This window comes from Mycobacterium sp., from assembly GCF_049647605.1.
Classification (GTDB): domain Bacteria; phylum Actinomycetota; class Actinomycetes; order Mycobacteriales; family Mycobacteriaceae; genus Mycobacterium.
The window spans coordinates 1-24,682 of record NZ_JBARXZ010000217.1 but is presented as its reverse complement, the minus strand read 5'-3'; the positions used below and the strand labels follow the sequence as shown (position 1 = coordinate 24,682).

22 protein-coding genes and 1 pseudogene are annotated in these 24,682 nt (G+C 65.6%); 6 read left to right on the top strand and 17 right to left on the bottom strand.

Annotation, left to right across the window (positions count from 1 at the left end; translation table 11 throughout):
- Nucleotides 1-18 precede the first annotated feature (18 nt).
- The 3 genes from WBB07_RS26970 to WBB07_RS26960 all read right to left on the bottom strand — a co-directional run bounded on the left by WBB07_RS26970 (nt 19) and on the right by WBB07_RS26960 (nt 3,268).
- Nucleotides 19-903 (bottom strand): shikimate dehydrogenase family protein, encoded by an 885-nt coding sequence (locus WBB07_RS26970; protein WP_526312388.1) that lies wholly within the window; start codon nt 901-903, stop codon nt 19-21.
- A 1-nt stretch (nt 904) separates the two neighbouring features.
- Entirely contained in the window at nt 905-2,248 is a 1,344-nt protein-coding gene (locus WBB07_RS26965; protein ID WP_526312386.1) for an MFS transporter, read from the bottom strand.
- 117 nt (nt 2,249-2,365) lie between these two features.
- A complete protein-coding gene (locus WBB07_RS26960) occupies nt 2,366-3,268 on the bottom strand; it encodes a LysR family substrate-binding domain-containing protein (protein WP_526312384.1) in 903 nt (300 codons plus the stop codon).
- 101 nt (nt 3,269-3,369) lie between these two features.
- Here WBB07_RS26960 and WBB07_RS26955 point away from each other — a divergent pair, with 101 nt between their 5' ends.
- Nucleotides 3,370-4,059, top strand: a complete 690-nt coding sequence (locus tag WBB07_RS26955) for an SDR family NAD(P)-dependent oxidoreductase (protein WP_526312382.1) — start codon at nt 3,370-3,372, stop codon at nt 4,057-4,059.
- Here the strand turns inward: WBB07_RS26955 and WBB07_RS26950 are convergent.
- The 8 genes and pseudogenes from WBB07_RS26950 to ctaD all read right to left on the bottom strand — a co-directional run bounded on the left by WBB07_RS26950 (nt 4,036) and on the right by ctaD (nt 13,547).
- Nucleotides 4,036-5,232 carry a 4-hydroxybenzoate 3-monooxygenase gene (locus WBB07_RS26950; protein ID WP_526312380.1) on the bottom strand — a complete coding sequence of 399 codons (1,197 nt, stop codon included), beginning with the start codon at nt 5,230-5,232 and terminating at the stop codon, nt 4,036-4,038. The genes WBB07_RS26955 and WBB07_RS26950 overlap by 24 nt on opposite strands.
- Complete coding sequence (gene chcC2 / locus WBB07_RS26945; protein WP_526312378.1) at nt 5,229-6,989, bottom strand: 4-oxocyclohex-2-ene-1-carboxylate 5-dehydrogenase; 1,761 nt, start codon at nt 6,987-6,989, stop codon at nt 5,229-5,231. Before chcC2 ends, WBB07_RS26950 begins: the two co-directional genes overlap by 4 nt.
- Nucleotides 6,990-7,009: 20 nt before the next feature.
- Entirely contained in the window at nt 7,010-7,774 is a 765-nt protein-coding gene (locus tag WBB07_RS26940; RefSeq protein ID WP_526312376.1) for an SDR family NAD(P)-dependent oxidoreductase, read from the bottom strand.
- A complete protein-coding gene (locus WBB07_RS26935) occupies nt 7,771-8,085 on the bottom strand; it encodes a Dabb family protein (RefSeq protein ID WP_526312374.1) in 315 nt (104 codons plus the stop codon). Before WBB07_RS26935 ends, WBB07_RS26940 begins: the two co-directional genes overlap by 4 nt.
- 118 nt (nt 8,086-8,203) lie before the next feature.
- Nucleotides 8,204-8,950, bottom strand: a pseudogene (locus WBB07_RS26930) (IclR family transcriptional regulator); the annotation flags it as partial.
- A gap of 40 nt (nt 8,951-8,990) precedes the next feature.
- The gene (locus WBB07_RS26925; RefSeq protein ID WP_526312372.1) at nt 8,991-10,340 is read right to left on the bottom strand and encodes an MFS transporter; all 1,350 of its coding nucleotides are present in this window, start codon (nt 10,338-10,340) and stop codon (nt 8,991-8,993) included.
- Nucleotides 10,341-10,515: 175 nt separating this feature from the next.
- Nucleotides 10,516-11,748, bottom strand: a complete 1,233-nt coding sequence (serB, locus tag WBB07_RS26920; RefSeq protein ID WP_526312370.1) for a phosphoserine phosphatase SerB — start codon at nt 11,746-11,748, stop codon at nt 10,516-10,518.
- Nucleotides 11,749-11,801: 53 nt separating this feature from the next.
- Nucleotides 11,802-13,547 carry an aa3-type cytochrome oxidase subunit I gene (gene ctaD / locus WBB07_RS26915; RefSeq protein WP_526312402.1) on the bottom strand — a complete coding sequence of 582 codons (1,746 nt, stop codon included), beginning with the start codon at nt 13,545-13,547 and terminating at the stop codon, nt 11,802-11,804.
- 186 nt (nt 13,548-13,733) lie between these two features.
- Here ctaD and WBB07_RS26910 point away from each other — a divergent pair, with 186 nt between their 5' ends.
- The 3 genes from WBB07_RS26910 (at nt 13,734) to WBB07_RS26900 (ending at nt 16,285) form a co-directional block, all read left to right on the top strand.
- Nucleotides 13,734-14,822 carry an iron-siderophore ABC transporter substrate-binding protein gene (locus WBB07_RS26910; RefSeq protein WP_526312368.1) on the top strand — a complete coding sequence of 363 codons (1,089 nt, stop codon included), beginning with the start codon at nt 13,734-13,736 and terminating at the stop codon, nt 14,820-14,822.
- A 9-nt stretch (nt 14,823-14,831) separates the two neighbouring features.
- On the top strand, nt 14,832-15,107 hold the full coding sequence (locus WBB07_RS26905) for a YciI family protein (protein WP_526312366.1): 276 nt from the start codon (nt 14,832-14,834) through the stop codon (nt 15,105-15,107).
- A 131-nt stretch (nt 15,108-15,238) separates the two neighbouring features.
- Nucleotides 15,239-16,285: an NAD(P)-dependent alcohol dehydrogenase gene (locus tag WBB07_RS26900; protein WP_526312364.1), complete on the top strand. Its 1,047-nt coding sequence runs from the start codon at nt 15,239-15,241 to the stop codon at nt 16,283-16,285.
- Nucleotides 16,286-16,293: 8 nt separating this feature from the next.
- On the opposite strand, the gene WBB07_RS26895 is transcribed toward WBB07_RS26900, so the two are convergent.
- The 6 genes from WBB07_RS26895 to WBB07_RS26870 form a co-directional block, all read right to left on the bottom strand.
- Entirely contained in the window at nt 16,294-18,057 is a 1,764-nt protein-coding gene (locus tag WBB07_RS26895) for a penicillin-binding transpeptidase domain-containing protein (RefSeq protein WP_526312362.1), read from the bottom strand.
- A gap of 82 nt (nt 18,058-18,139) precedes the next feature.
- Nucleotides 18,140-18,469 carry a DUF3349 domain-containing protein gene (locus WBB07_RS26890; RefSeq protein ID WP_526312360.1) on the bottom strand — a complete coding sequence of 110 codons (330 nt, stop codon included), beginning with the start codon at nt 18,467-18,469 and terminating at the stop codon, nt 18,140-18,142.
- A 90-nt stretch (nt 18,470-18,559) separates the two neighbouring features.
- Nucleotides 18,560-19,534, bottom strand: coding sequence for a class 1b ribonucleoside-diphosphate reductase subunit beta (gene nrdF, locus WBB07_RS26885; protein WP_526312358.1), 975 nt, complete (start codon nt 19,532-19,534; stop codon nt 18,560-18,562).
- A gap of 89 nt (nt 19,535-19,623) precedes the next feature.
- Nucleotides 19,624-21,147: a flavin-containing monooxygenase gene (locus tag WBB07_RS26880; RefSeq protein WP_526312356.1), complete on the bottom strand. Its 1,524-nt coding sequence runs from the start codon at nt 21,145-21,147 to the stop codon at nt 19,624-19,626.
- 20 nt (nt 21,148-21,167) lie between these two features.
- Nucleotides 21,168-21,821 (bottom strand): TetR/AcrR family transcriptional regulator, encoded by a 654-nt coding sequence (locus tag WBB07_RS26875; protein ID WP_526312354.1) that lies wholly within the window; start codon nt 21,819-21,821, stop codon nt 21,168-21,170.
- A gap of 48 nt (nt 21,822-21,869) precedes the next feature.
- Entirely contained in the window at nt 21,870-22,610 is a 741-nt protein-coding gene (locus WBB07_RS26870; protein ID WP_526312352.1) for a TetR/AcrR family transcriptional regulator, read from the bottom strand.
- Between the two features lie 227 nt (nt 22,611-22,837).
- Here WBB07_RS26870 and WBB07_RS26865 point away from each other — a divergent pair, with 227 nt between their 5' ends.
- Both WBB07_RS26865 and WBB07_RS26860 read left to right on the top strand, forming a co-directional pair.
- Entirely contained in the window at nt 22,838-24,019 is a 1,182-nt protein-coding gene (locus tag WBB07_RS26865) for an NAD(P)/FAD-dependent oxidoreductase (RefSeq protein WP_526312350.1), read from the top strand.
- 96 nt (nt 24,020-24,115) lie between these two features.
- Entirely contained in the window at nt 24,116-24,613 is a 498-nt protein-coding gene (locus WBB07_RS26860; RefSeq protein WP_526312348.1) for a hypothetical protein, read from the top strand.
- The last annotated feature ends 69 nt before the right edge of the window (nt 24,614-24,682 follow it).

Genomic DNA, 24,682 nt, shown 5'->3' with positions numbered 1-24,682 from the left:
CCTCTCCTGTCATAGGTTTCAGCAGGCCAGGGCAGCGCGGGCACGCAGCATGTCGTGCAGCTGGCGTCGCATCCGCTGGCGGTCGGGCTCGGCACCGGTGACGAGCGCCAGGGTGTCCGCGGCCTGCGCGACCAGCATCTGAGCGCCATCGAGGATGCGGCATCCCAGTGCTGTTGCGGCACTGAGCAATTCAGTCCGCACCGGCCGGTAGACGATATCGGCCACCCACTGTTCGGGGCGGAGTGCGGCCACGTCGAACGGAGTTCCCGAATACCCCTCCATCCCGACGGGAGAGGCGTTGACCACACCGTCGGCGTCTGCCAGCTGTGCCGCGGTACCGCTGACGCCCAGTCCCACGACGTCGGCGTCGGGATGGGCCAGGTGTACCTTGGCCGCCAGCGCCCGGGCTCTGGCCGGGTCCGTGTCGGTGATGACCAGGCGCTGCGCTCCCGCCGCGGCCAGGGCATGGGCAACAGCGGATCCGGCGCCGCCGGCGCCGCAGAGGACCACGGTGTCCAGAACTGCCTCGGGCAACCCCGAGCTCAGCGCAGTGCGGAATCCGCTGTAGTCGGTGTTGAAGCCGAACAGCCGACCGTCGGCGACGACAATCGTGTTGACCGCGCCGAGTGCCGCGGCGTGCGGATCGAGTTCGTCCAGGCCGGCGATCACGGCTTGTTTGCACGGGTGGGTGATGTTGAATCCGGTGAAGCCGGCGGCGATCGCTTCACGCACCACGTCTGAGGTCTCGGCGGGCGAACGCCGCAGGGAGCGCAGGTCGAGAAGCTCGTAACGGTAGCTCGTCAACCCGAGCGCCCTGGCTTCGGCGGTGTGCAGGGCCGGCGACAACGAACTGGCGATGCCTTCGCCCACCAGGCCGATGCGATGGGTGGTGGCGATTGTCATGTCAGGAGTCCTTGCGGGACTTGGCGATCTCCTCCGGCCGCAGACCCAGCAGGGCCGTGGGCGTCCGGTACGTCTCGGGACCGGTGGCGAAGCTGATTGCCGACAGGACCGCAAACCCCAGGCACATCCAGGCCACGGGCTGCCAGTTGGTGACGTCACCGGCGGTCATCGCCTGGGCGATCATCGGCGTGAACCCCGCCACCAGCAGGCCGAGCATCAGGCCGATCGCCATGCCGCTGTAACGGACTTTGGCCGGGAACTGCTCGGGGAACGAGGCCATGTAGGTGCCGTTGGGCGCTGCGTAGAAGCCGCCGATTAGGATGATCCCGCTGAGGAACACCAGCGTCACGTTGCCGGTGCCGATGGCGTGGAAGTAGACGAACATCATCATGCCCGAGCCCAGAACACCGGTGATGAACACCGGCTTGCGGCCGATACGGTCGGCCAGCAGACCGTACAGCGGTTGGGTGAGCACGGCGCCCATGTTGGCCGCCGCAATCGCCAGCAGCATGGTGCCGCGGTCGATTCCGTTGTGTTGCACCGCATATGCCAGACCGAAAACGTTCACGATCGTGTTCATCATGGCAAACGTCGAGCTGAACATCACCCGTACCACCGCGGTGGCGTGGGAGCGGAACAGTTCAACGACGGGCACCGTCGCCACCTCGTCGGAAGCTTTGACTTCTTCGAACACCTTGGGCTCTTCGAGCTGACGACGCAGCCAGAAGGCCAACACCGTGAGCACGATGCTGATCAGGAACGGGATCCGCCAACCCCAGGTGTAGAGATCCTCGTCGGGCAGCGAGGCGACCGGGATGAACACCAGGCTCGACAGCACGATCCCGAACATGATGCCGCTCATCGTGAAGCTGGCGAAGAACGACCGGCGGTGCTCCGGGGCGTGCTCCATCGACAGGGACGCCGAACCGGGTGACTCACCGCCGGCGGACAGGCCTTGGAGCAGGCGCAGCAGGACCAGGATGATCGGGGCGGCCACACCGATCTGTTCGTAGGTCGGCAGACAGCCGATGACGAAGGTGGACACCCCCATCAGGGCCAGGCAGGCGATCAGGGTGTTCCGCCGGCCGATCTTGTCACCGAGGTGGCCCCAGAGAACGGCGCCGAGCGGCCGTGCCACGTAGGCGACGCCGAGGGTGCCGATCGACAGCAGCGTTGACAGCTCGCCACCCGGGAAGAACACGGTGCCGAAGACCAGAGCGGCGGCGGAGCCGTAGATGAAGAAGTCGTAGTACTCCAGGGTGCTTCCCAGGAAGCCCGATACTGCTGCGCGGCGAGCATTCCGATCGCTGCCTAGGTTCGCCGCCGGGGTGGTGGCTGTACTCATCGAGGGTGTGTCCTTCCGTCGCCGGCGTGCTGTGCAGCGTCCGATCGACAAAGTGTGACCCCACGCACTTGATTACGTCCAACACTGAATTCGTCTGAGACTGTGTAGTTCCGTGTCTTAATTTGTGGCCGGCGGCGTGGGCAGAATCGTCTCGCCCAGCGCCAGCACCGCGTCCCGAGCCAGCGATCCGCGGCGGGGCGACCAGGCGATGCCGTGCAACATCAGAACGGGCTCGCCGGTAAGGGGTACGTAGACCGCTCCGGGCGGGGTGACGTTGGCGACGCCCTCGGTCATCAACGCAACCCCGACACCTGCCGCCACGAGCATCATGATCATGTAGGGGTCGGTGATCTCCTGCACCACCCGAGGCCGGAAGCCGGCATCGACGCAGGCAGCGAGGGCGATCTCCTGAAGTGCTGAGCCGGCAAGAACCGGAGTGGCGATGAAATCGTCATCGGCCAAGTCCCGCAAGTCGATAGCGGCCTCCCCCGCCAACCGGTGATCCGAGGGCAACACCGCACCGAACGGCTCGCGGGCGATCAACCGGGTGCGCAACGCCGCGGAATCGACGGGCAGCCCGACGAAGGCGATATCGAGCGCACCGCTGTCGAGCTGCTGGACGGCGTCTCGTGTCATCACCCGACCCACCAGGTCGAGGTCGATACCGGGGAAGGTCTGGCGCACCGCCCGCGTCAACGGTGGCAGCGAAAGGTGGTTGAGCACCCCGGTGAAGCCCAGCGAGATGCGCCCGTACACCTCGCCCGCGGAGACGCGGGTGGCCTGGCGCGCCATCTGCATCTCCTCCAGCACGGCGCGGGCATGAGGCAGAAACGCATGCCCGGCGGCAGTCAGCGACACCGATCGGGTACTGCGCTCGAACAGCGTGGCCCCGAGTTCACGCTCGAGCTTGCGGATGGTCTGACTCAGCGGCGACTGCGCCATCTGCAGCCGGGTGGCCGCACGACCGAAGTGCAACTCCTCGGCCACCGCGATGAACGCCTGCACCCAGCGAATCTCCATGCCGTCTCCCAAGCCGCGACCCGTCCAATATAGTCCTGAATGTACACAGACGGATCAATTAATGTGCAATCTGCACATAGACTTTGTTCGGAAGAGGCAAGATGGCCCTCACCACCCCACGACGCGCCCTCATCACCGGCGGCTCCAGCGGAATCGGCAAAGCGTGCGCACAGCGCCTGGCCACCGATGACGTCGAGGTCATCACCGCCGACCTGGCCGGGGATGCCGACCGATATGTAGACGTTTCTGACCCGGAATCCGTTGCAGCCCTGCATGATCAGGTGGGCGCGGTCGACATCTTGATCAACAGCGCCGGAGTCGTCGGGCCATCGGCGCCACTGACGGAGCTGGACCTGAGTCAGTGGCGCCGCACGTTTGCCATCAACACCGACGGCACATTCCTGATGTGCCGAGCCTTTGCGCCCGGCATGGTCGAACGTGGCTGGGGTCGGATCGTGAACCTCGCGAGCATCGCCGCCAAAGAGGGCAACCCGACCCAGAGCGCGTACTCGGCGTCCAAGGCCGCTGTCATCGCGATGACCAAGTCTCTGGGCAAGGAGCTCGCCACCACCGGCGTCCTGGTCAACGCCGTGGCGCCCGCCGCTGTGAGCAGCCCGATGAATGCCGACACCGATCCGGCGATACTCGCGCGATCCCAGGCATTGACGCCGATGGCGCGGATGGGCCGGCCCGACGAGATTGCCGAACTGGTGGCGTGGCTGTCGTCTTCGGCAGTGAGCTTCTCCACCGGTGCGGTCTACGACGCGTCAGGTGGACGGGCCTCCTACTGAGCTCGGCCATCCCGTATAGGCCTCGGCCAGAAACGTCGAACCGGCTACGGACTCGACGACCGAACCCAACTCGGCCAGCTGCCGTCGCTCATCGAACTCATCGCAGCCAGGCAGTCGGTGCAGCAGTCTGGTCATCCAGTACGAGAAATGCTGAGCCTTCCACACCCGATGCAGCGCCCGGCTGGGGTACTCGTCCAGGGCATCGGGGGTGTCCTTGCGCACCGCACGAACCAGACATTCGGCAAGCACCCGAGCATCCGCGAGCGCAAGGTTCAAACCTTTTGCGCCGGTTGGGGGCACGGTGTGAGCGGCATCGCCGGCCAACAGGAGGCGGCCATGCCGTATCGGTTCCTGCACAAAGCTGCGGAACGGCAAGACCGTCCTCTCGAGGATCGGCCCCTGCCGCAGCTCGAAGCCGTCGTCGCCGTCGACACGTCGCTGCAGTTCAGCCCAGATACGGCTGTCAGACCACTCTGCGACATCGGTGTCCGGGTCGCACTGGAAGTACATCCGCTGGATTGTCGCGGTGCGTTGGCTGATCAACGCAAACCCCCGCGGCGAGCTGGCGTAGATCAACTCGGGGTGACTCGGCGGCGCCTGTGCGAGGATGCCGAACCACGCGAAGGGGTACTCGCGAAAGAACTGGCGCCGGTGGGGAATCAGATCTCGACACCCGCTGCGGGAGCCGTCGGCGCCGACAACATAGTCGCAGCGCACTTCTTGGCGCACCCCGTCGCTGTCGAGGTAGCGGACTTCCACGTCGGACTCGACACCGGTCACATCGGCCTTTCCCGTCCCGAACCGGATGTCACCGCCGTCGCGCTCACGGGCATCGGCGAGATCACCGAAGACATCGGTCTGCGGGTAGAGCCATGTCGACGCACCGACCAGGCCGGCGAAATCGATCCGATGCGAAGTGCCTCCGAACCGGAGCTCGATCCCCCGGTGTTCGTGCCCGTGGGACAGCACCCGATCCGACACTCCGGAATCGACCAGCAGCCGGACACTGTCCCGTTCGAGAATGCCTGCGCGGTGGGTGGTTTCGATCTCTTTCCGGGTTCGGGACTCCACCACGATGCTGTCGACACCGGCCAGGTGCAGCAGATGTGACACCATCAGCCCGGCCGGGCCGCCGCCGATGATGGCGACCTGCGTCCGAGTCCGGACCGTCATGCGGTCACCTCTTTGCGCGGTCGCAGCGAGGTGACCCCTGCTGCGGATTCACGTTCGCCGGCGTGGACACCGATGTCGCGACCGACCTGGTAACCGAATACCAGCGCAGGCCCGATGTTGGCGCCGTAACCCGGGTAACCACCACCGAAGACGCTCACCGCCGCAGTTCCCACCGCATACAGACCCGGAATGGCCGCACCGTCTGAGGTGACGACCTCGCTGCGCCGGTTGACCGCGAGCCCCGCATACGAACCCAAGTCACCCATCTGGATCTTCACCGCATAGAACGGTCCGCGATCGAGGGTGGCCAGGTTCGGGTTCGGCTTGTGGTTCATATCGCCCTTGAAGTGATGGAACCAGTTCGAACCGCGGGCAAACGCAGGGTCCTCCCCGCGAGCGGCACCCTTGTTGAATTCGGCCACCGTGGCCTCCAGCCGGTCGGCCGGAATCCCGATCTTGCCTGCCAGCTCGCCCAAGGTGGCTGCCTCGGTGAGATACCCGACCCGCTTGTAGTACCACGTCGGGAGCGGCCAGGGCTTGGCGTAGCCGATCCCGTAGGTGCGCATGGCTTTCCGATCAGCAATGATCCAACCGTAGGTGTCGTCCTCACCGGCGTTGTCGCGGATCATCTCCACCCCGAAGTCGTGGTAGCTGAATGATTCGTTGGCAAATCTGTTGCCGTGGCGATTCACCGCGATCAGCCCCGGCAGCCCGAACGCCCGCAGATGCGGATAGATCTGATCCTGGCCCCGCAGGTTCTTCCACACCGTCACCGGCCCCCAGGACGCAGGCTGGTGCGGCGAGGTGTCCAGGACCCCACCCAGGTCGGCAGCCAGCCGATAGGAGTCACCGCCATGCCCTCGGGTCGGAGTGATGTGGTTGTCCCCGTGCGGATCATGAGCGAAGGTCTGCGCCCGTAGCACCGGGTCTCCGGTGTATCCGCCGGCGGCGACCACCACACCGAGCCGGGCCCGCAACGCACCCCGATGTGCGCCGGACACCAGCACGGTGTCCACCACCCCGTCGGCGTTGCGAACCAACTTGACCACTGCGGTGTCGGTGACCATGGGAATACCCGCTTGCCGGGCCGCGGCCACCATCCGCGTCATCAAAGCGTTGCCGTTCGTCCGATCGAAAGATCGCCGGAACAGCGCGGTCTGGATGAGGGTCTTGGTCAGCCTGCGCATCACATAGCCGAACGCCGGGAGCGACTGATTGGCACGGATGAAGGTGGCGATATCCGGCCCGATCTCGGGCATATAGCCGAAGACCGTGTAGGGATACAGATAGGGCTGCATCCGGAGCCGGTCTTCGCCGAGCACCCTGGCGTCGACGCGGGCGACAGTGACGGCGCGACCGGACCTCTTCGCACCGGGGGTGTCCATTTGATAGTCGGGCGCGGTTTCGGGGTAGGCGAATTCGACGCCGGCCTGCTCCAGGAATTCCATGGCTGCCGGCGCCTCGTCGAGGAAGACCTTGACCGCTTCGCGGTTCAGCGAGTCGCCGCCCAATGCGCTGAGGTAGGTTTCGATCTCTTCGCGAGTGTCGCCTTCCTCGACGCCCTGGCGGTTGCCCGGCACCCACGCCCACCCGCCTGAGATGGCGCTGGTGCCGCCCAGATAGCGGTCTTTCTCGACGACCAGGACCTCGAGCCCTTGATGCCTGGCGGCCAGGGCGGCAGAGATGCCTGCCGCCCCGGAGCCGATGACGATGACGTCGTAGTCTCGCGCGATGTCCTGCACGTCCTTGATTGCCATGTCCTTGACCTTTCTTGCGATCAGTGGGCGGTGTAGCCGCCGTCGATGACCAGCTCGGTGCCGGTCGTGAACGAGGATTCGTCGGACGCCAGATACAGCACTCCGTCGGCGATTTCGCGAGGCTCCCCCTGCCTGGCGATGGGATTGCCGCCTACCAGCTGCTGGTAGTAGGCCTGCGGACCGATGGCGCTGCGCTCTGCGGAGGCTGTGCTCATCCTGGTGCGCATGGAGCCGGGGTGGATCGAGTTGACCCTGATACCGAACTTGCCGTAGGTGACCGCGTCGGCCTTCGACAGCAGCCGGACCGCACCCTTGCTGGCATGGTAGAGCGGCACATTGGCTCCTCCGGTCAGACCATGGATGGACGAGAAGTTCACGATGCTCCCGCGGCCGTGTTCGATCATCAGCGGTACAACGTGTTTTGTCATCAGCCAGGTGCCCTTGACGTTGACCGAGAACACCGCGTCGAACTCGTCTTCGGTGGCTTCGTGGGAGGGCGCCGGTCGCCCCAGGATCCCGGCCACGTTGACCAGGATGTCGGGTACCCCGATCCGGGCCACCGCCTCAGCGACCGTCTCGCGGACCGAATCGCCGTCGGTGATGTCGGCCACCAGGTCGATCACCGCGGGTGTCCCCCAGCCTTGTTCCGGCTTGTCCCGGTCGATGTTGGCGATCGTCGCGCCTTCCTCGGCCAGCCGCCGGATCACGGCGCCACCCAGGTCACCGGCGCCTCCGGTGACGATCGCCACCTTGTCCTGCACGCGCCCGCGTACCGGTGCGTTCATGGTGTTGTCCCTCCTGAGGTTTCGATCTCGAAGTCCACCGAGGCGACGGCGTCGGCCCCGGCGGCGGACACCTCGATCAGCGGTAGGTGCGCGGGATGGTCGGTATAGACCGCGATATCACCGACGGTGTCGAAGTCGGCGACGATCGCGGTGTCCCACGACCGTTGCGCGCCAAGGACATCTGGACCCGCATCAAGAGCACGCAGCACCTCGATCTGCTCGGGTAGCCGGCGAACCGCGCTAAGCCAGTTCTCCCTGTCCTCGGTCGGAAAGTCGGGCTTCCAGCGGAACAGAACGACGTGTCGGATCATGTGTTTCACACTTGTCGCCCCGATGTGGCTGCGACCACACAGTTTTCATTGAGTGGGAAGATTTCGACCCGGACGGTTGCGGACCGTGGGTGCGCACCACATCGTCGGCCGGGCCGGGCGCCCCCAGTGCCCGCGAGATGGATCGCGCGGTCGCCATCAACGCACCGATGTGTTGGCGGCGCTTGTCGTCGTCGGCGGGCAGCACCAATGTCAGCGCGGCCACCACATCGCCGCCCGGACCGCGCACCGGCGCCGCCAACCCCAGCGAGCCGGGGGTGATCATCTGGTCGGCGACGGCGTAGCCCTGCTTGCGAATCTCGGCCAGCAGCCTGCGCAGCTCCGCCGGTTCGGTGACAGTCTGCGAGGTATAGCGCCGCAGCGGCGAGGAAAGCACGGACTCTTGCAGCTCAGCCGTCGCGTGCGCGAGCAGGACCAGGCCGCCGGACGTGGCGTGGATGGGCAGTCGCCCCGCGATCTTCGTGACGTTGCGGACGGCGTTACGGGTCGACAGACGTTCCAGGTACAGCACGTCGGTGCCCTCGAGCACCCCGATCTGGGTGTGCTGCCGCACCACACTGTGCAGGTCCTCCAAGTAGGGCATCGCCGTCTCGCGCAACCCGAGCGCGCGAGAGGAACGCGATGTCCACTCCCACATCTGCACACTCACCCGGACCCGTCTTCCGGCGTCGCGTTCGAGGACACCGAGGTCCACCAGCTCACCGACGAGCCGATGCGCGGTTGCCATCGGCAGCTCCGCCCGCCGGGCGATCTCGGAGACCGTCAGACTGGGCGACCCCACCGACAGCAGACGCAGAATCCGCACTGCGCGGGTGAGTACCGACTCGCCACTCGCCGACCGTGCCATGGTCCCATCCTCACCTCGGTGGGCGTCAGATTCCAGATCGTCAACGCCGCACGCCGAGCTGCTCGATCGGGACATCGTAGGTTTCGCGGGAGAACAGCACTGCCACCGCCGACACCACTCCGCAGATTGCCGCGAACGCTGCGACCGGTACCCAACCGTTGGGCCCGGTCCCCATGATCGCGAAACCGATCGTGGGGGCGAATCCGGCGAGCAACAGCCCCAGCTGGCTACCCACCGCAAAGCCCGAGTACCGCACGGGGGCAGCGAACTGCTCCGAGAAGTAAGCCGGCCACAGACCGTTCATGCCTGAGTACGCCGCACCCACCAGCAGCACGCCGGTGAGAAAGATCAGGCCGACGTTTCCGGTCGAGATCGCCCAGAAATAGACAAAGACCAGAACCGAACAGGACAGCGCACCGGCGACCCACACCGGGCGCCGACCGATCCGGTCGGACACTGCGGCCGCGATCGGAATCGTCACCACCGCAAGGGCATTGGCCAGCACAGACACCCACAGCATGGTGGAACGATCCACCCCGATCTCCGGGGACGTGGCGAACGCCAAGCCGAACACCATCATGATCGTCTGGAACACCGCAAACAGCGCGGCGAACATCACCCGCACGACGTCGGCCCACTGCGTCCGCATCAACTCCTGCACCGGCACGCGTACTGTCTCGTCGCGGCCGTCGGCCTCCTCGAACACCGGCGTTTCATCGAGGCGGCGGCGCACCACATACGCCAGTAGCAGTACCAGGGTGCTGCCCCAGAACGGCACCCGCCAGCCCCACGTCAACAGGATCTCGTCGGGCAGCAGTGCAACCGGAACGAACACCAGGTTGGCCAGCACGATGCCCGCCATACAGCCGGACATGGTGAAGCTGGTGAACAATCCCCGGCGCCCGAGCGGTGAGTGCTCCAGGGTCATCGTGCTCGCTCCGGCAGCTTCGCCGCCGGCCGAAAAGCCCTGTCCCAGTCGGCATATCACCAGCAGTATCGGCGCCACGACGCCCACCTGGGCGTAGGTCGGCAGCAGCCCCACAGCCAGACTGGACACTCCCATCACGGTCAGGGTGATGATCAGTACCCGCTTGCGCCCGATCCGGTCGCCATAGTGCCCGAGGATCAGACCACCCAGCGGACGGGCGATGTAGCCGACTCCGAAGGTGGCCAGCGCCGCGATCGTCGCGACAGCGGGATTGCTCTCCGGGAAGAACAATGCCGGGAAGACCAGTGCGGCGGCCGAGCCGTAGATGAAGAAGTCGTAGTACTCCAGCATGCTGCCCAGGAACGAGGCCGTTGCGGCCTTGCGCGCGTTGTGGGTGGTCTGCCGGGCAGTGCCGACTTGGTGGTCCCCCGATTGTCGGGTGGATGCCAGCGGTGCGTCCATCGAGTCCTCCGATTGATATAAATCATGGCGAATGTGAAGCCGCCCGGATAAGACTCGAGTTTGTGATTGCTGACACAGAGATGACACCCTGAATCCATTGAATGGGAACCAAACCCCGACGCAGCCCGCTGTGTCGGATGTTGGAGCCGGGAGTGCGACAACGGCCGCAGCGACGTCAGTCGCTCAGAATCTCCACGCGGCGTCCGGTGCCGTCGACCGCGTCTGCGGCCTCGATCTCACCGCGGGTCACCCCGAGGATGAACAGCACCGTGTCCAGATACGGATGGCTCAGCGACGCGTCGGCAACCTCACGCAACGCGGGCTTGGCATTGAACGCCACGCCCAGACCCGCCGCCGACAGCATGTCGATGTCGTTGGCGCCGTCACCGACGGCCACGGTCTGTTCCATCGGAACGCCGGCCTGGTGCGCAAAATCGCGCAGCGCCTTGGCTTTACCCGGTCGGTCGACAATCTGGCCGACCACTCGCCCGGTCAGCACACCGTCGATGATCTCGAGTTCGTTGGCGGCCACGTAGTCGAGCATCAGCTCGTGCGCCAACGGCTCGATCACCTGGCGGAATCCACCGGAGACGACTCCACAGTGGAAACCCAACCGGCGCAAGGTCCGCAGGGTGGTCCGGGCGCCCGGGGTCAGCTCCAGTCGGTCGGCGACCTCGTCGACAACGCTGGCGGGCAGACCCTCCAGAGTCGCGACCCGCTCCCGTAGCGACTCGGCAAAATCCAGCTCGCCGCGCATCGCGGCCTCGGTGATCCGGGCCACCTTGGCTTCAGCCCCGGCGCCGGCACGCGCCGCCAACATCTCGATGACCTCGCCCTGGATCAGCGTGGAGTCGACATCGAAGACGATGAGCCGCTTGGCCCGTCGGCTCAGGCTGGCAGCCTCGAGCGCAACGTCGATACCTTCCTCGACGGCGACCGCAGCCAGTGCCGACTGCAGTTGCCCGCCGGCGCCGGAAGGCACCGACACCTGCAACTCCAGACCGGTCACCGGGTAGTCCGAGACGCCGCGGATGAAGTCGATGTTCACGCCGAGTTTGGCGGCTTCGCGGGCCAGAACCCCGAACGCCTGCGCGGTGATGGGCCGGCCCAGCACCACGATGGTGTGGGTCGACGGTTCGGGGATGATCGCCACGTCGTCGCTGCGTTCGATCGTGACGTCCAGCCCCACTCCGTGGATGGCCGCCTCGACCTCGGAGGTGAACGCCGAGTCGCCGACCACCCTGGGCTGCCCGGAAACCAGGACTCCGAGGGTCAGCCGGCCACGGATGACCACCTGTTCGACATTGAGGAGGTCAACCTTGTGGCGCGACAACACTTCGAACAGTGCTGACGTCACGCCAGGTTGGTCGACTCCGGTGACGGTGATCAACACCGACGCCTTAGGCACGCTTAGCCCCCTGCTGGCTGACTTGAATGCCTCGAACTGTCCGATGGGGTCGCTCAGGTCCGAACATTCTCGCCGTCGAGCCGCGTCACGTCGCCATCGGAGGGTCCGTGCGCTCGGCCGATGTGGGCCTCGGCACGCATCCGCTCGATCATGTGCGGGTAGTGCAGCTCGAACGCCGGGCGCTCCGACCGGATGCGCGGCAGCTCGGTGAAGTTGTGCCGCGGCGGCGGGCAGCTGGTGGCCCACTCCAGGGAGTTGCCGTAGCCCCACGGATCGTCAACCGTGACGACCTCGCCGTAACGCCAGCTCTTGAACACGTTCCACAGGAACGGCAGCGTCGAGACACCGAGGATGAACGCACCGACGGTCGAGATGATGTTCAGCGTGGTGAAGCCGTCGGTGGGCAGGTAGTCCGCGTAACGCCGCGGCATGCCCTCGTCACCGAGCCAGTGCTGTACCAGGAACGTGGTGTGGAAGCCGATGAAGGTCAGCCAGAAGTGCACCTTGCCCAAGCGCTCGTCGAGCAGCCGGCCCGTCATCTTCGGGAACCAGAAGTAGATACCCGCGTAGGTGGCGAACACGATGGTGCCGAAGAGCACGTAGTGGAAGTGCGCGATGACGAAGTAGCTGTCCGTCACATGGAAGTCCAACGGCGGGCTTGCCAGCAACACGCCGGACAGACCACCCAGGAGGAACGTGACGATGAAGCCGACCGAGAACAGCATCGGCGTCTCGAACGTCAACTGTCCCTTCCACATCGTGCCTATCCAGTTGAAGAACTTGATACCGGTGGGCACCGCGATCAGGAACGTCATGAAGGAGAAGAAGGGAAGGAGAACGGCTCCTGTTGCGTACATGTGGTGCGCCCACACCGCGATCGACAGTGCCGCAATGGCCAGCGTCGCGTAGATCAGGGTGGTGTAGCCGAAGATCGGCTTCCTGGAGAACACCGGGAAGATCTCACTGACGATGCCGAAGAACGGCAGCGCGATGATGTACACCTCGGGATGGCCGAAGAACCAGAAGAGGTGCTGCCACAGCAACACACCACCGTTGGCCGGGTCATAGACGTGGGCACCGAGATGGCGGTCCGCAGCGAGCCCGAGCAGCGCGGCGGTCAGCAGCGGGAAGGCCAGCAGCACCAGGATCGAGGTCACCAGGATGTTCCAGGTGAAGATCGGCATCCGGAACATCGTCATACCCGGGGCCCGCATGCAGACCACGGTGGTGATCATGTTGACGCCACCGAGGATGGTGCCGAGACCACCGACGGCCAGGCCCATGATCCACAGGTCAGCGCCCGCGCCCGGAGAGTGGATCGCGTCGGTCAGCGGCGAGTAGGCGGTCCAACCGAAGTCGGCCGCGCCTCCCGGTGTGATGAAGCCGGCGGTGGCGATCAGCGCGCCGAACAGGAACAGCCAGAACGAGAAGGCGTTCAGCCGGGGGAACGCGACGTCGGGCGCACCGATCTGCAGCGGCAGCACCAGGTTGGCGAACCCGAACACGATCGGGGTTGCGTAGAACAGCAACATCACCGTGCCGTGCATGGTGAACAGCTGGTTGAACTGCTCGTTGGACAGGAACTGCAGCCCGGGCAGGGCCAGTTCGGTCCGCATGAACAGCGCCATCAACCCACCGATGAGGAAGAAGGCGAAGCACACGACGCAGTACATGATGCCGATCAACTTGTGATCGGTCGTGGTGATGAGCTTGTAGATCAGGCTGCCCTTGGGGCCTACGCGCTCCTTGAACGGACGCGTGGCCTCTAGTTCTCCAAGCGGGGGCGCTTCGGCGGTCAAGAGCTCCTCCAAGAATCACAATCCATAGGCCGCCGATCGACGGCCACTGATCTTCTTCTCCGGAATCCTAGCCCCCGTCGCTGCGTCTGTCGGCACGGGTCCGACATTGTGTCGTAGATGGGTCCGACATCGTGTCGTAGACCGCTGGAAACCGACCTCCGAAACGGCCGGTGCTACCGTCGGTCGGTGCAGTTCAGCCACGTTCGACCAGGTGTCCTGGCCGGTTTGGCCGCCGTGTCGGTGGCGCTGTCGGTGGGCTGTGGAGGCCCACAGGGCATGACGCCGATCGAACCGTCGCGCAGCGTTGTCACCAGCACCACCAAGATCGCCGACGCCGGAGTGCTCGGCAATCTGCGTCGCCCCGACGAATCGTGTGCCGCCGAGCCCGCTCCGGTCGATCCCGGTCCCCCGACCCGCACCGTCAACAGCGGAACCGAACGCGGTGACATCGAGGTACCCGCCGACCCGCAGCGCATCGTCGCCCTCTCCGGCGGTCAGCTGGACGCCCTCTGCGCGCTGGGACTGCAGGCCCGCGTGGTCGCGGCCGCACTGCCCGATGGCACCGATGGTCAGCCGACCCACCAACCGTCGTATCTCGGCGCCGTCATCCACGACCTGCCCGCCGCCGGAACCCGTAGCTCTCCGGACGTCGCCGCGATCGCGGCGACCTCACCGGATCTGATCCTCGGCTCCAGCACACTGACCCCGGCGTCCTACGGCGAATTCCTGGCCATCGCCCCCACGGTGTTCACCGCGTCCTCCGGTGCCGACTGGACCGCGACCCTGCGTGCCGTGGGCGCGGCGACCGGCCGGGTTCAGGCCGCCGACGCCCTCATTGCCGGTTTCTCCGAGGAAGCCGGGAAGACGGGTGCCGAGCACGATGCGCCGCACTATCAGGCCTCAGTGGTGCAACTGACGGAGAACACCATCCGGATCTTCGGTACCGACAACTTCCCCGCCACCGTGCTCGCCACGGTCGGGGTGGATCGGCCCGTGGCGCAACGCTTCACCGACAAGCCCTATCTGGAGCTCGGCATGGGCGACGCCGACCTGTCCGCCGCCGACGGCGACATCGTCTACGTGTCGTTCGATTCCCCGGCCGCCAAGGAGCAGGCGACATCGTTCTTGAACAGTGACGGCTGGCGGAGCCTCTCGGCCACCCGCGACCACCGGGTCTTTGTGGTGAACAACGAGATCTGGCACAGCGGCGACGGCCTGATCGCAGCCCGCGCCATCGTTGAGGATCTACGGCTGGTCAACGCACCGATCAACTAGGCTCGCCCGGTGTTCAATGTGCTCACGCTGACCTATGTCAAGCCCCTCGAGGCCGTCGATGCGGTCCGGCCCGCACACATCGAATGGATCAACAAGGAGATCGCCGACGGTCGTCTGCTCCTGGCCGGCCGCCAGGAGTCGCAGCAGGGTGGTGTGCTGATCACCGGCGACATCTCTGTCGAAGCGGCCGAGGAACTGATCGCCGCCGATCCATACTCGCTGGCCGGGCTGGTCAATTACGAGCGGGTCAGCTTCAACGCGACACTGCGGGCCGAAGGTCTCTAGTCTCGGAAGTGAGGCGGTACCGGGACTAAACCGAGCACGGGTCCTGTTACCACCGGGCGAGCTCCCGTCTTCTGCGGGTCTATTGATGCTCGAGTACGCATATCTGCACACGAAGTGAAGAGGATTTCCCGATGACCACAACTGTTTCCGCCTATGCCGCGACCTCCGCCACCGATCCGCTGACCAAAACCACCATCGAACGTCGCGATGTGGGCCCACACGATGTCGCGTTCGACATCAAGTTCGCCGGCATCTGTCACAGCGATATCCACACCGTCAAGAACGAGTGGGGAAACGCGCGCTACCCACTTGTCGTCGGCCATGAGATCGCGGGTGTCGTCACCGAGGTCGGCTCGGAGGTCACCGATTACAAGGTGGGCGACCACGTGGGTGTCGGCTGCATGGTCGGCTCCTGCCAGAACTGCGACAACTGCAAGGACGGCAAAGAGCAGTACTGCACCGGCACCGGCATGATCGGCACCTACGGCGCCAGGGATCGCGACGGCTCGATCACCCAGGGCGGATACAGCCAGGCGATTGTTGTCGACGAGAGCTTTGTCCTGCGTATCCCGGACGGGCTGCCGCTCGACAAAGCCGCTCCCCTACTGTGCGCCGGCGTCACATTGTGGTCGCCGTTGAAGCACTGGAACGCCGGGCCCGGCAAGAAGGTGGCAGTCATCGGCCTCGGTGGGCTCGGCCACATGGGCGTGAAGCTGGCGGCCGCCCTCGGCGCCGACGTCACCGTGCTGAGCCAGTCGCTGAAGAAGATGGAGGACGGGCTGCGGTTGGGCGCCCGCGACTACCACGCCACCAGCGATCCGGATACCTTCACCAAGCTGGCGGGCAAGTTCGATCTCATCCTCAACACCGTGTCGGCCAACCTGGACCTAGGCGCCTACCTGAGCCTGCTCAAGATCGATGGCACCCTCGTGGAACTCGGAGCCCCCGAGAAGCCGCTCGAGGTGCCATTCTTCCCGCTGGCCGGCGGCCGGCGCAGCCTGTCCGGCTCGATGATCGGCGGTATCCCGGAGACTCAGGAGATGCTCGACTTCTGCGCTGAACACGATGTCACCCCGGAGATCGAGGTCATCGAGGCGTCATACGTCAACGAGGCCTACGAGCGGGTCCTGGCCAGTGACGTGCGGTACCGCTTTGTCATCGACACCAGCACCATCTGAGTACTGGTCTAGACGCCCCGCAGGAAATCTCCGGAAACGGTGATCGCCGGCGCCGACGAGTCGCCGCCGACCACCAGCGTCGCAAACGCGATGTCACCGGAGATTCCTGCGAACCAACCATGTGAATGGGTGTTGTCCCCGAATTCGGCGGTGCCGGTTTTGCCGCCGAGGTCGGGGATGTCCCGCAATGCGGTGGCGGTGCCATCGGTGACGGTTTGGCGCATCATCGCCCGCAACGGCTCCGTGACGCGGGCCGGCAACTGCACGGGATCGGTGTCAGCGGTGGTCTGCTCCCCGTCCACCAGGGTCGGGGTGATCGTCGCGCCATGCGCGAGGCTGGCCTCGGCGACCGCGAGCCCAAACGGACTGACGGTGACTGTGCCCTGGCCTATTCCGTTCTCGACCCGCTGCGCCGGGGTCGTGGCCCGTGGCACCTTCCCGGTGACGGTGGTCAATCCGGGAATCAGGTAGTCGACGCCGATCCCAAAATCGCGCGCAGTGTCGGTGAGTGCGCCGGCCGGTAGCTGGTCGGCGATCTCACCCATCGTGGTGTTGCAGGACCGCGCAAACGCCGTGGCGAACGGCACTGTCCCCAGATCGAAGTTGTTGTCGTTGGGGATGGTGCGGTTCTCGATCGTCAACACACCCGGACAGGCAACTGCGGTCTGCGGAGTCACCAGCCCCGCTTCGAGTGCCGCTGCGCTCGTGATGGTCTTGAACGTGGACCCCGGTGGATACAGACCGGAAAAGGCAAGTGGGCCTTGGGCATCGGCCGCCGTGTTCTGCGCCGCGGCAAGGATGCCCCCGGACGAACCGGACAGGGCCACCAGAACCGTCGGCCGGGGGTCGAGAGCAACCGCCCGTTGCGCCAACAGCTGCAGACGCAGATCCAGTGTGGTGCGGATCGGGTTGGTGGATTTGGGCGGGGTGGACGCCAGCCGCTGAACCGGCGCGCCGTTGCCGTCGACCAGCGATACCGACCAGCCCGACCGTTGCGTGATCCGGTCGTGCCAGAGCTCGGGAAGTCCCGCCAGCGCCGGTGATTTCAGGTTGCGATCCGCGGTCAGCAACTCCCCCTGTTGGGTCACAGCAACACCGGGAATCGTGGCCAGCGGGCCGGCCACCGTCGCCAGGTCGGACTGGCGCAGCTTCATCACCGTGACTCGCTTGTCGGTGTTTCCGTCGAACAGAGCGTTGATCGAGGCCGATGTCACGCCCGGATCGAACGGCACCAGCAGCGGTGCCAACGCAGCAGCCGAAGTGAGATCGGCACGCTCGAGCGTGATCACTCCCACTGTCTGCCAGGTGAGTAGCGGCTGACCGGTCCGATCCACGACCGGGGTCTGCAGGTCGCTGTCCTGGCTGAATTCGAAGGTCAGGCCCGGCGCCAGGTCGCGGTGCAGCAGCGTCGGGGTCCAGGAGATCAGCCGGTCGTCACCGGATGTGGTGACCGTGGCATCGGTGTCGTAGCGCAGTTCGCGATCGGGTCCGAACGACCAGGCATAAGACACGGTGAAATCGTCGTCACTGCCGTCGGCCGCGGCCGGACTCGCCGTCACCGTCGCTGCCTCGCCCATCCCTGCGAACATGGCGGCGATCACCGGCTCGGCAGCGGCCGGATCCGTCGTCTGCGCTGCCGCGGACCGGGCGTCCTTGCGCTGCAACGCATTCGCGAAGGCGGTGAGGCGGTCCTGCGAGTCCGGACCGGACGAGCAGCCGACCAGACCGGCAACCACGGCCAGCACCATGAACAGGATGGACCCGGACTTCATCACACGTCGCCACATAGCGACCATCAGTTAACCGCGACGCCCGCCGACCGCCTACGCACCACGCCCAAGGTTGGTTACTTCTTCAGCCGATCGAACCGTGATCGACACCGGCAAGCGGCCAGCCGGCCGCCGCCAGCTTGGCGGCGACCCGGGCGACATTCTCCGGTCCCGCGTCGTGGTGTGTCACGTCGGCGATGAACGCCTCGATCTCGTCGTCGTTGATCACACCGTCGGCCAGCGCCGCCGAATCCTCGGCGGTGAGATCCCGAACAACTTCCTTGACCTGATCCTCGGTCAAGGGCGTGGCACGAAGCAGGGCAAGCAGCGGCACGCGGTCAGGCCCGGGAACACCGTTGGGGTAGCCGTCCCGCAGCCACTGCAGGACCGAATGGATATGCGATGTGGTCGTCACGACGAAAGTGTGTTGCGCGCAGCCGGTTTACGCCAGTCGCACCGACACACTTCGCCGATTCTTCACCGACAGTTCAATCCGGCGCGGCGGTCAGAAGTCCCAGTCCTCGTCGGACGTGTTGACGGCCTTGCCGATGACGTAGCTGGAGCCCGAGCCGGAGAAGAAGTCGTGGTTCTCGTCGGCGTTGGGGCTCAGCGCCGACAGGATCGCCGGGTTGACGTCGGTCTCTTCTTTGGGGAACAGCGCCTCGTAGCCGAGGTTCATCAGCGCCTTGTTGGCGTTGTAGCGCAGGAACTTCTTGACGTCCTCGGTCAGGCCGACACCGTCGTAGAGGTCCTGGGTGTATTCCACCTCGTTCTCGTACAGCTCGTAGAGAAGGTCGTAGGTGTATTCCTTGAGCTCGTCCTGCTTCGTGGCATCGGCGAGCGCCAGCCCCTTTTGGTACTTGTAGCCGATGTAGTAGCCGTGAACGGCCTCGTCGCGGATGATCAGCCGGATCATGTCTGCGGTGTTGGTGAGCTTGGCCCGCGACGACCAGTACATCGGCAGGTAGAAGCCGGAGTAGAACAGGAAGCTCTCCAGCAGGGTGGAGGCCACCTTGCGCTTGAGCGGGTCGTCGCCCCGGTAGAAGTCCATCACGATCTGCGCCTTGCGCTGCAGGTTGGAATTCTCTTCCGACCAGCGGAACGCCTCGTCGATCTCGGCGGTGGAGCACAGCGTCGAGAAGATGTTGCTGTAGCTCTTTGCGTGCACCGACTCCATGAACGCGATGTTGGTGTACACCGCCTCTTCGTGCGGTGTCGCCGCGTCCGGGATCAGACTGACCGCGCCGACGGTGCCCTGGATGGTGTCCAGCAGCGTCAGGCCGGTGAAGACCCGCATCGTGAGTTGCTTCTCGTGGTCGTTCAGCGTGCCCCAGGAGGGAATGTCATTGGACACCGGCACCTTCTCCGGCAGCCAGAAGTTACCGGTCAGCCGATCCCAGACTTCACCGTCTTTGTCGTCCTGCAGACGATTCCAGTTGATGGCCGAAACGCGGTCGATCAGCTTGATGCCATCGCTCACCAGAACTCCACTTCACCAGGCTTTATTGATGTTGATACCGCCGCAATGCAGCTACTGTCGACACTACTCGTAGTAGCGGCTGCCGCGGGTCACCCAAGATGTTGGGGTTGGGGTGTGTCGGCCCGAACGCGGTCACGGCGCCCGATCAACCGGTACTCGTCGAGGTCCAGCGAGCGCGTCGCCGCCCAGTACTGCCAGGTGAATCCACCCCAGAGGGTGCGGTTGTTGCCGTGCTCGTCGAGATACCAGCTGCGGCACCCGCCGGTGTTCCACACCGAGCGCGCCAGGTCACGCTGCAGATCGTTGTTGAACCGGTCCTGCGCGGCCCGGGTGGGGGCGAGTGCCTCGACATCGGCAGCGTCGACTGCGGCGATCGCCTGCGCGACGTAGCGGATCTGCGACTCGATCATGAACACCACCGATGTGTGCCCCAGACCGGTGTTGGGCCCCAGCAGGAAGAACAGGTTCGGCATCCCGGCCACCGTGATACCGCGATGGGCGGCGACACCTTCGGCATCCCACCGTTTGACAAGGTCCTCCTCACCGGGCCCCGTGACATCGACATAGGTATAGGAGTCGGTGACGTGGAAACCGGTGGCGTAGATGATGACGTCGACATCTCGTTCCGTGCCGCGCCCATCCTCGGCGGTGGTGACGATCCCGCTCGAGGTGATGCGGTCGATCGGGTCGGTGATCACGTCAGCGTTGGGCCGGGCCAGCGCCTGGTAGTAGTCGGTGGCGTACAGGATCCGCTTGCAGCCCGCGCGGTAGCGCGGGGTGAGCTTGCGCCGCAGCTGCGGGTCGGCGATGGCGCGGCGAATGTTCCACTTCCCCATCGCCTCGTAGCTGCGCAGCAGTCCTGGGCGACGGGTCAACCCATAGGCGGTGACCTCCAGGAACCAGTAGATCGCGGCCCGGACGGCTACCCGAACCCCGGGAACCCGCGTCAACACCCGTTGCAGGCGCGGCGAGATCGGCAGATTGGGCCGAGGAAACACCCAGGGCGGGGTGCGCTGATACAGCTGGAGCTCGGCGACCTGGTCGATGATCGTCGGCACGATCTGGATGGCACTGGCGCCGGTTCCGATCACCGCGACCCGCTTGCCCTCGAGGTCGACACCCGGCTCCCACTGCGCCGAGTGGAAGGCCGGGCCGGTGAACATCTGAGCGCCGTCGATCTCGGGTGTCGCCGGGATGTGCAGCGCACCGGCGCCGGAGATCAGGAACTGCGCGACGAACTCTTCACCCGCGGCAGTGAACACATGCCAGCGATGTTCGATGTCGTCCCAGCGCGCCCGTTCGACTCGCGCACCGAACCGGATGTGCGGGCGCAGCCGGTAGCTGTCGGTGACACCACGCAGGTAGTCCAGGATCTCGGGCTGCGGCGAGAACATCCGGGACCAGTCGGGCTTCGGTTCGAACGAGAACGAATAGAGGTGCGACGGCACATCGCAGGCGCAGCCCGGATAGATGTTGTCGCGCCAGGTCCCGCCGATATCGTCGGCCTTCTCCAGGACAACAAAATCGGTGCCCTGCTTCTTCATGGCGATGGCCATCCCCAGCCCGGAGAATCCGGTGCCGATGATCAGGGCGCGGGTGGTGGTGACGCTCATGGGATCCACGGTAGGCGCCGCTACTCGGCGCGCATGGCGATCGAGCGGCGCAGCTGATGTTCCGGTTGCGCGGGCGGTAACGGCTCCGCCGGGTGGACGGCAAACGCGTTGATGATCATGGCCGCAAATCGGCGCCACGGCTCACCCTCGCTGTTCAGCGTCGCCGAGACGACACCGGCGTTGGCCAGCAGCATCACCACGACGTCGCCCGGCACCAGGTCCGGGCGCAGCGTGCCGTCAGCCTGGGCCCGCTCGATCAGCGTTCCCAGTTTGGCCAGGGCGTCCACGGTGCGTTTCTCGATGATGCTGCTCGCGGGAAACGACATGGTGAGCAGTTCCCGCAGGCCGGCGTCGCCGGCCTGCAGCTGGCACAGCTCGTAGACCAGAACGCGGAACCCCTGCCAGGGGTCGGAGTCATCGAGCGCCCGGTCGACGGCCTCGGTGTAGCGCGACAGGTTGCGTTCGAAGGTGGCGGCGGCCAGGTCGCCGCGGGTGGGAAATCGCCGGTAGAGCGTGGCCACTCCGACACCGGCGCGACGCGCCACTTCGTCGAGCGGCACCGAGATTCCGCGGGCACCGAACAGTTCGATGGCCGCATCCACGATGCGGTCACGGTTCTGCGCGGCGTCAGCGCGTAGCCGCCGCTGGGCGCGGGAGCCAGCGCCAGAGGTCACCGTTGCAGCGTAGTCCGATAAGTGGAGGCGCCTGTCCGGTTAGTGGCGTCAGCCATTGACGTTGGCGCGCGGCACCGCTTTACCGATGGGCAGATCCGGATCGATCCGGATGCCCAGCAACCCCGTCGTGCCGTTGATCGCCCCAACCATGATGGTGGTCAGGTGCTCGATGAACTTGTCCCGTTCCATCCGGCGCGGACTGTCGGGATCGGTGCCCAGCCACCAATCGGTGGCTGAGGTCGCCGCCCCGAACGTAGCGAAGGCGGCCAGCTCGATCGCCTCGCGATCCAGCTCCATCTCCCGCAGCTCGTTGTTGAACATCTCGGCCATCGCCAAGGTGATCTCGCGTCCTTCGTTGAGGGCGCGCATGGTCGATTCGGACTGTTCGGGGAAACTGTGAACCAGGAAACGGACCACATTGGGGTGCTCGTCGACCAGGTACACATACTGTTCGACACTGCGCCGGATCACTTCCCTGGCCGGATCCCTGGCGATGTTGATGACGGGGAAGATCCCGGCCCACAGCATGTCGCGCATACGCTCGCCGATCGCCTGGAACAGATCCGATTTGTCGTTGAAGTGGCGGTAGATCTTCGGCTTGGCGGTACCGGCCTCTTCAGCGATCTCACGCAGACTGACGGCGGGCCCGTGCTGGTCGATGGCACGGAAGGCGGCGTCGACGATCTCCGAACGCACCTTCTCCCGGTGCTCGCGCCAGCGTTCGCTACGCGCATCCACTTTGACCTCGACGGACTCCCCGCCGGGACGGCTTCTCGACCCTCTGCGCACCCGTGTACTCTACCGCCCGACCGCCGCTGACCTGCACATACCCGCACCCAGCTAGTGGCCAACTGTATTGTCAGGACGACCACATACCATCGAAGTCCACCGAGTTCCCTTGATACTCAACACGATTGAGCGCAAGTGCCGGGGAGCCTAAAAATCCCGCCCCGGACACACACAGCTCCGTGGGCTAGCATCTCCGGCAACGCCCACCACCAACACGAGAGGTACTAGTGACGCAGCGATATGACCTGGTCATCGCGGGCGGGGGGCCCTCGGGTTCGGCCGCCGCATGGCAGGCCGCACAGACCGGCGCCAAGGTGGTTGTCCTGGACAAGGCCGAGTTTCCCCGCGACAAGCCCTGCGGTGACGGGCTGACCGCACGTGCGGTCAGCTACCTGCAGAAAATGGGCCTGGCCGACGAAGTGGCCACCTATCACCGGGTCAATCGCGTCACCGTGTTCAGTCCGACCCAGTGGGAACTGTCCTTCCCGAAACGGCCCGGGATGCCCGACCACGGTCACACCGTGAGCCGCACTCATCTCGATACCGTGCTGCTCAAGCACGCCGAGTCCGTCGGCGCCGAAATCCGTCAGGGCGCCGAGGTGTCGGCCCCGATCCAGAACGAGAACGGCCGGGTCATCGGCGTGACGTTGAAGGGCGGCGAGAAGGTCTACGCCGATGCGGTGATAGCCGCCGACGGCGCCTACTCCCCCATCAAGCGCGCCCTGAAGATCGACTCCGACTACAACGGCTACTCCGCGATCGCCATCCGCTCGGAGATGCCCGCCAACCGACCGGACTCCGACAGCCTCGACATCTATCTCAAGCTGGAGTTCCAGGGTGATCAGTTGCCCGGCTATGGCTGGGTGTTCCCCATGGGTAACGGCATGTTCAACATCGGGCTGGGTTACGTCAACAGCTACAAGAACTGGCAGTCCATCAACGCCACCCAGTTCCTCGGCGAGTTCCTGCGGTCGCTGCCACGGGACTGGGATCTACCCGCGATCGAGGAACTGAAGAAGAACAAGAGCGTGCGGGCCTGGCGGTTGCCGATGGGATTCACCGCGTGGCCGCCGTTCCGCCCGGGTGTGCTGTTCACCGGCGACTCACTGGGTGCGGGCAAGCCGGCCTCCGGAGCGGGCATCTCGAAGGCCCTCGAGTCCGGTTTGGCCGCAGGCGAATGCGCCATCGCGGCGCTCACCAACGGCGGACCCGACGACTTCACCAATTACGCACAACGCATGGAGGCAGCGTGGGGCCGGGAGTACCGGCGCGGGCGCTACATGCACAAGCTGATCGGGCAGCCCAAGCTGGCCGGAGCCGGTATCAAGCTGATCGACAACGCCGCGTTCCGGGACCGGATGCTCAAGGCGCTGTACAAGAAAGCCCAAGGGCCGCAGCACACCTTCTGATCCCGACGACGCGACCAACACGCCCTGAACGCGCAACCCGGCACTGACGCCGCCGCCCGCCTTGCCGCCATCGGCACGGTCGCGATCGAAGACGGCTTGTCCGATGCCGAATTTGCAGGCGTCGAGCAGGAATTGGGCTTCGAGTTCGCCGATGACCATCGGACGTTCCTCGCGGCCGGGTTGCCCGTGGGTCCGTTGTGGCCGAACTGGCGGGGCGAAGGTCGGCGGAGCCTGCAGAAGCGGCTGCAGTTGCCCATCGACGGGATCCTGTTTGCCGTGGAATGGAACGCGTTCTGGGCCGACGGGTGGGGACCACGCCCGGCCCGGATGAAGGACGCGCTGCGCAGCGCGAACTATCATCTGGCCCGCGTCCAGCGGCTGGTGCCGGTGTATGCGCATCGGTATCTGCCGGCTGGTCGCGGCACGGCCACTCACCCGGTGTTGTCGGTGATGCAGACCGACGTCGCCATCGCGGGCGATGACCTCGCCGATTTTGTCGACCGGGAATTCGGCTCCGGCGCAGATGCTCGGTCGGCGAATCCCACGGTCGAGTTCTGGTCGACGCTGGTGGCAGGCGACGCCGGTAGACCTTGAGCAGGGCGCAGGGGTCGGCGTCAGCCCCGGCCGCGGGCGGGCCGGCCCGGCTTGCGGGCGACCTTGCCC

Coding starts and splice junctions, on each gene's coding strand:
- WBB07_RS26965 (WP_526312386.1), bottom strand. CDS start 2,248: ATGAGTACAGCCACCACCCCGGCGGCGAACCTAGGCAGCGATCGGAAT.
- WBB07_RS26900 (WP_526312364.1), top strand. CDS start 15,239: ATGACCACAACTGTTTCCGCCTATGCCGCGACCTCCGCCACCGATCCG.
- WBB07_RS26950 (WP_526312380.1), bottom strand. CDS start 5,232: ATGACGGTCCGGACTCGGACGCAGGTCGCCATCATCGGCGGCGGCCCG.
- WBB07_RS26895 (WP_526312362.1), bottom strand. CDS start 18,057: ATGAAGTCCGGGTCCATCCTGTTCATGGTGCTGGCCGTGGTTGCCGGT.
- WBB07_RS26970 (WP_526312388.1), bottom strand. CDS start 903: ATGACAATCGCCACCACCCATCGCATCGGCCTGGTGGGCGAAGGCATC.
- WBB07_RS26955 (WP_526312382.1), top strand. CDS start 3,370: ATGGCCCTCACCACCCCACGACGCGCCCTCATCACCGGCGGCTCCAGC.
- WBB07_RS26940 (WP_526312376.1), bottom strand. CDS start 7,774: ATGAACGCACCGGTACGCGGGCGCGTGCAGGACAAGGTGGCGATCGTC.
- chcC2 (WP_526312378.1), bottom strand. CDS start 6,989: ATGGCAATCAAGGACGTGCAGGACATCGCGCGAGACTACGACGTCATC.
- WBB07_RS26880 (WP_526312356.1), bottom strand. CDS start 21,147: ATGAGCGTCACCACCACCCGCGCCCTGATCATCGGCACCGGATTCTCC.
- WBB07_RS26925 (WP_526312372.1), bottom strand. CDS start 10,340: ATGGACGCACCGCTGGCATCCACCCGACAATCGGGGGACCACCAAGTC.
- WBB07_RS26960 (WP_526312384.1), bottom strand. CDS start 3,268: ATGGAGATTCGCTGGGTGCAGGCGTTCATCGCGGTGGCCGAGGAGTTG.
- WBB07_RS26935 (WP_526312374.1), bottom strand. CDS start 8,085: ATGATCCGACACGTCGTTCTGTTCCGCTGGAAGCCCGACTTTCCGACC.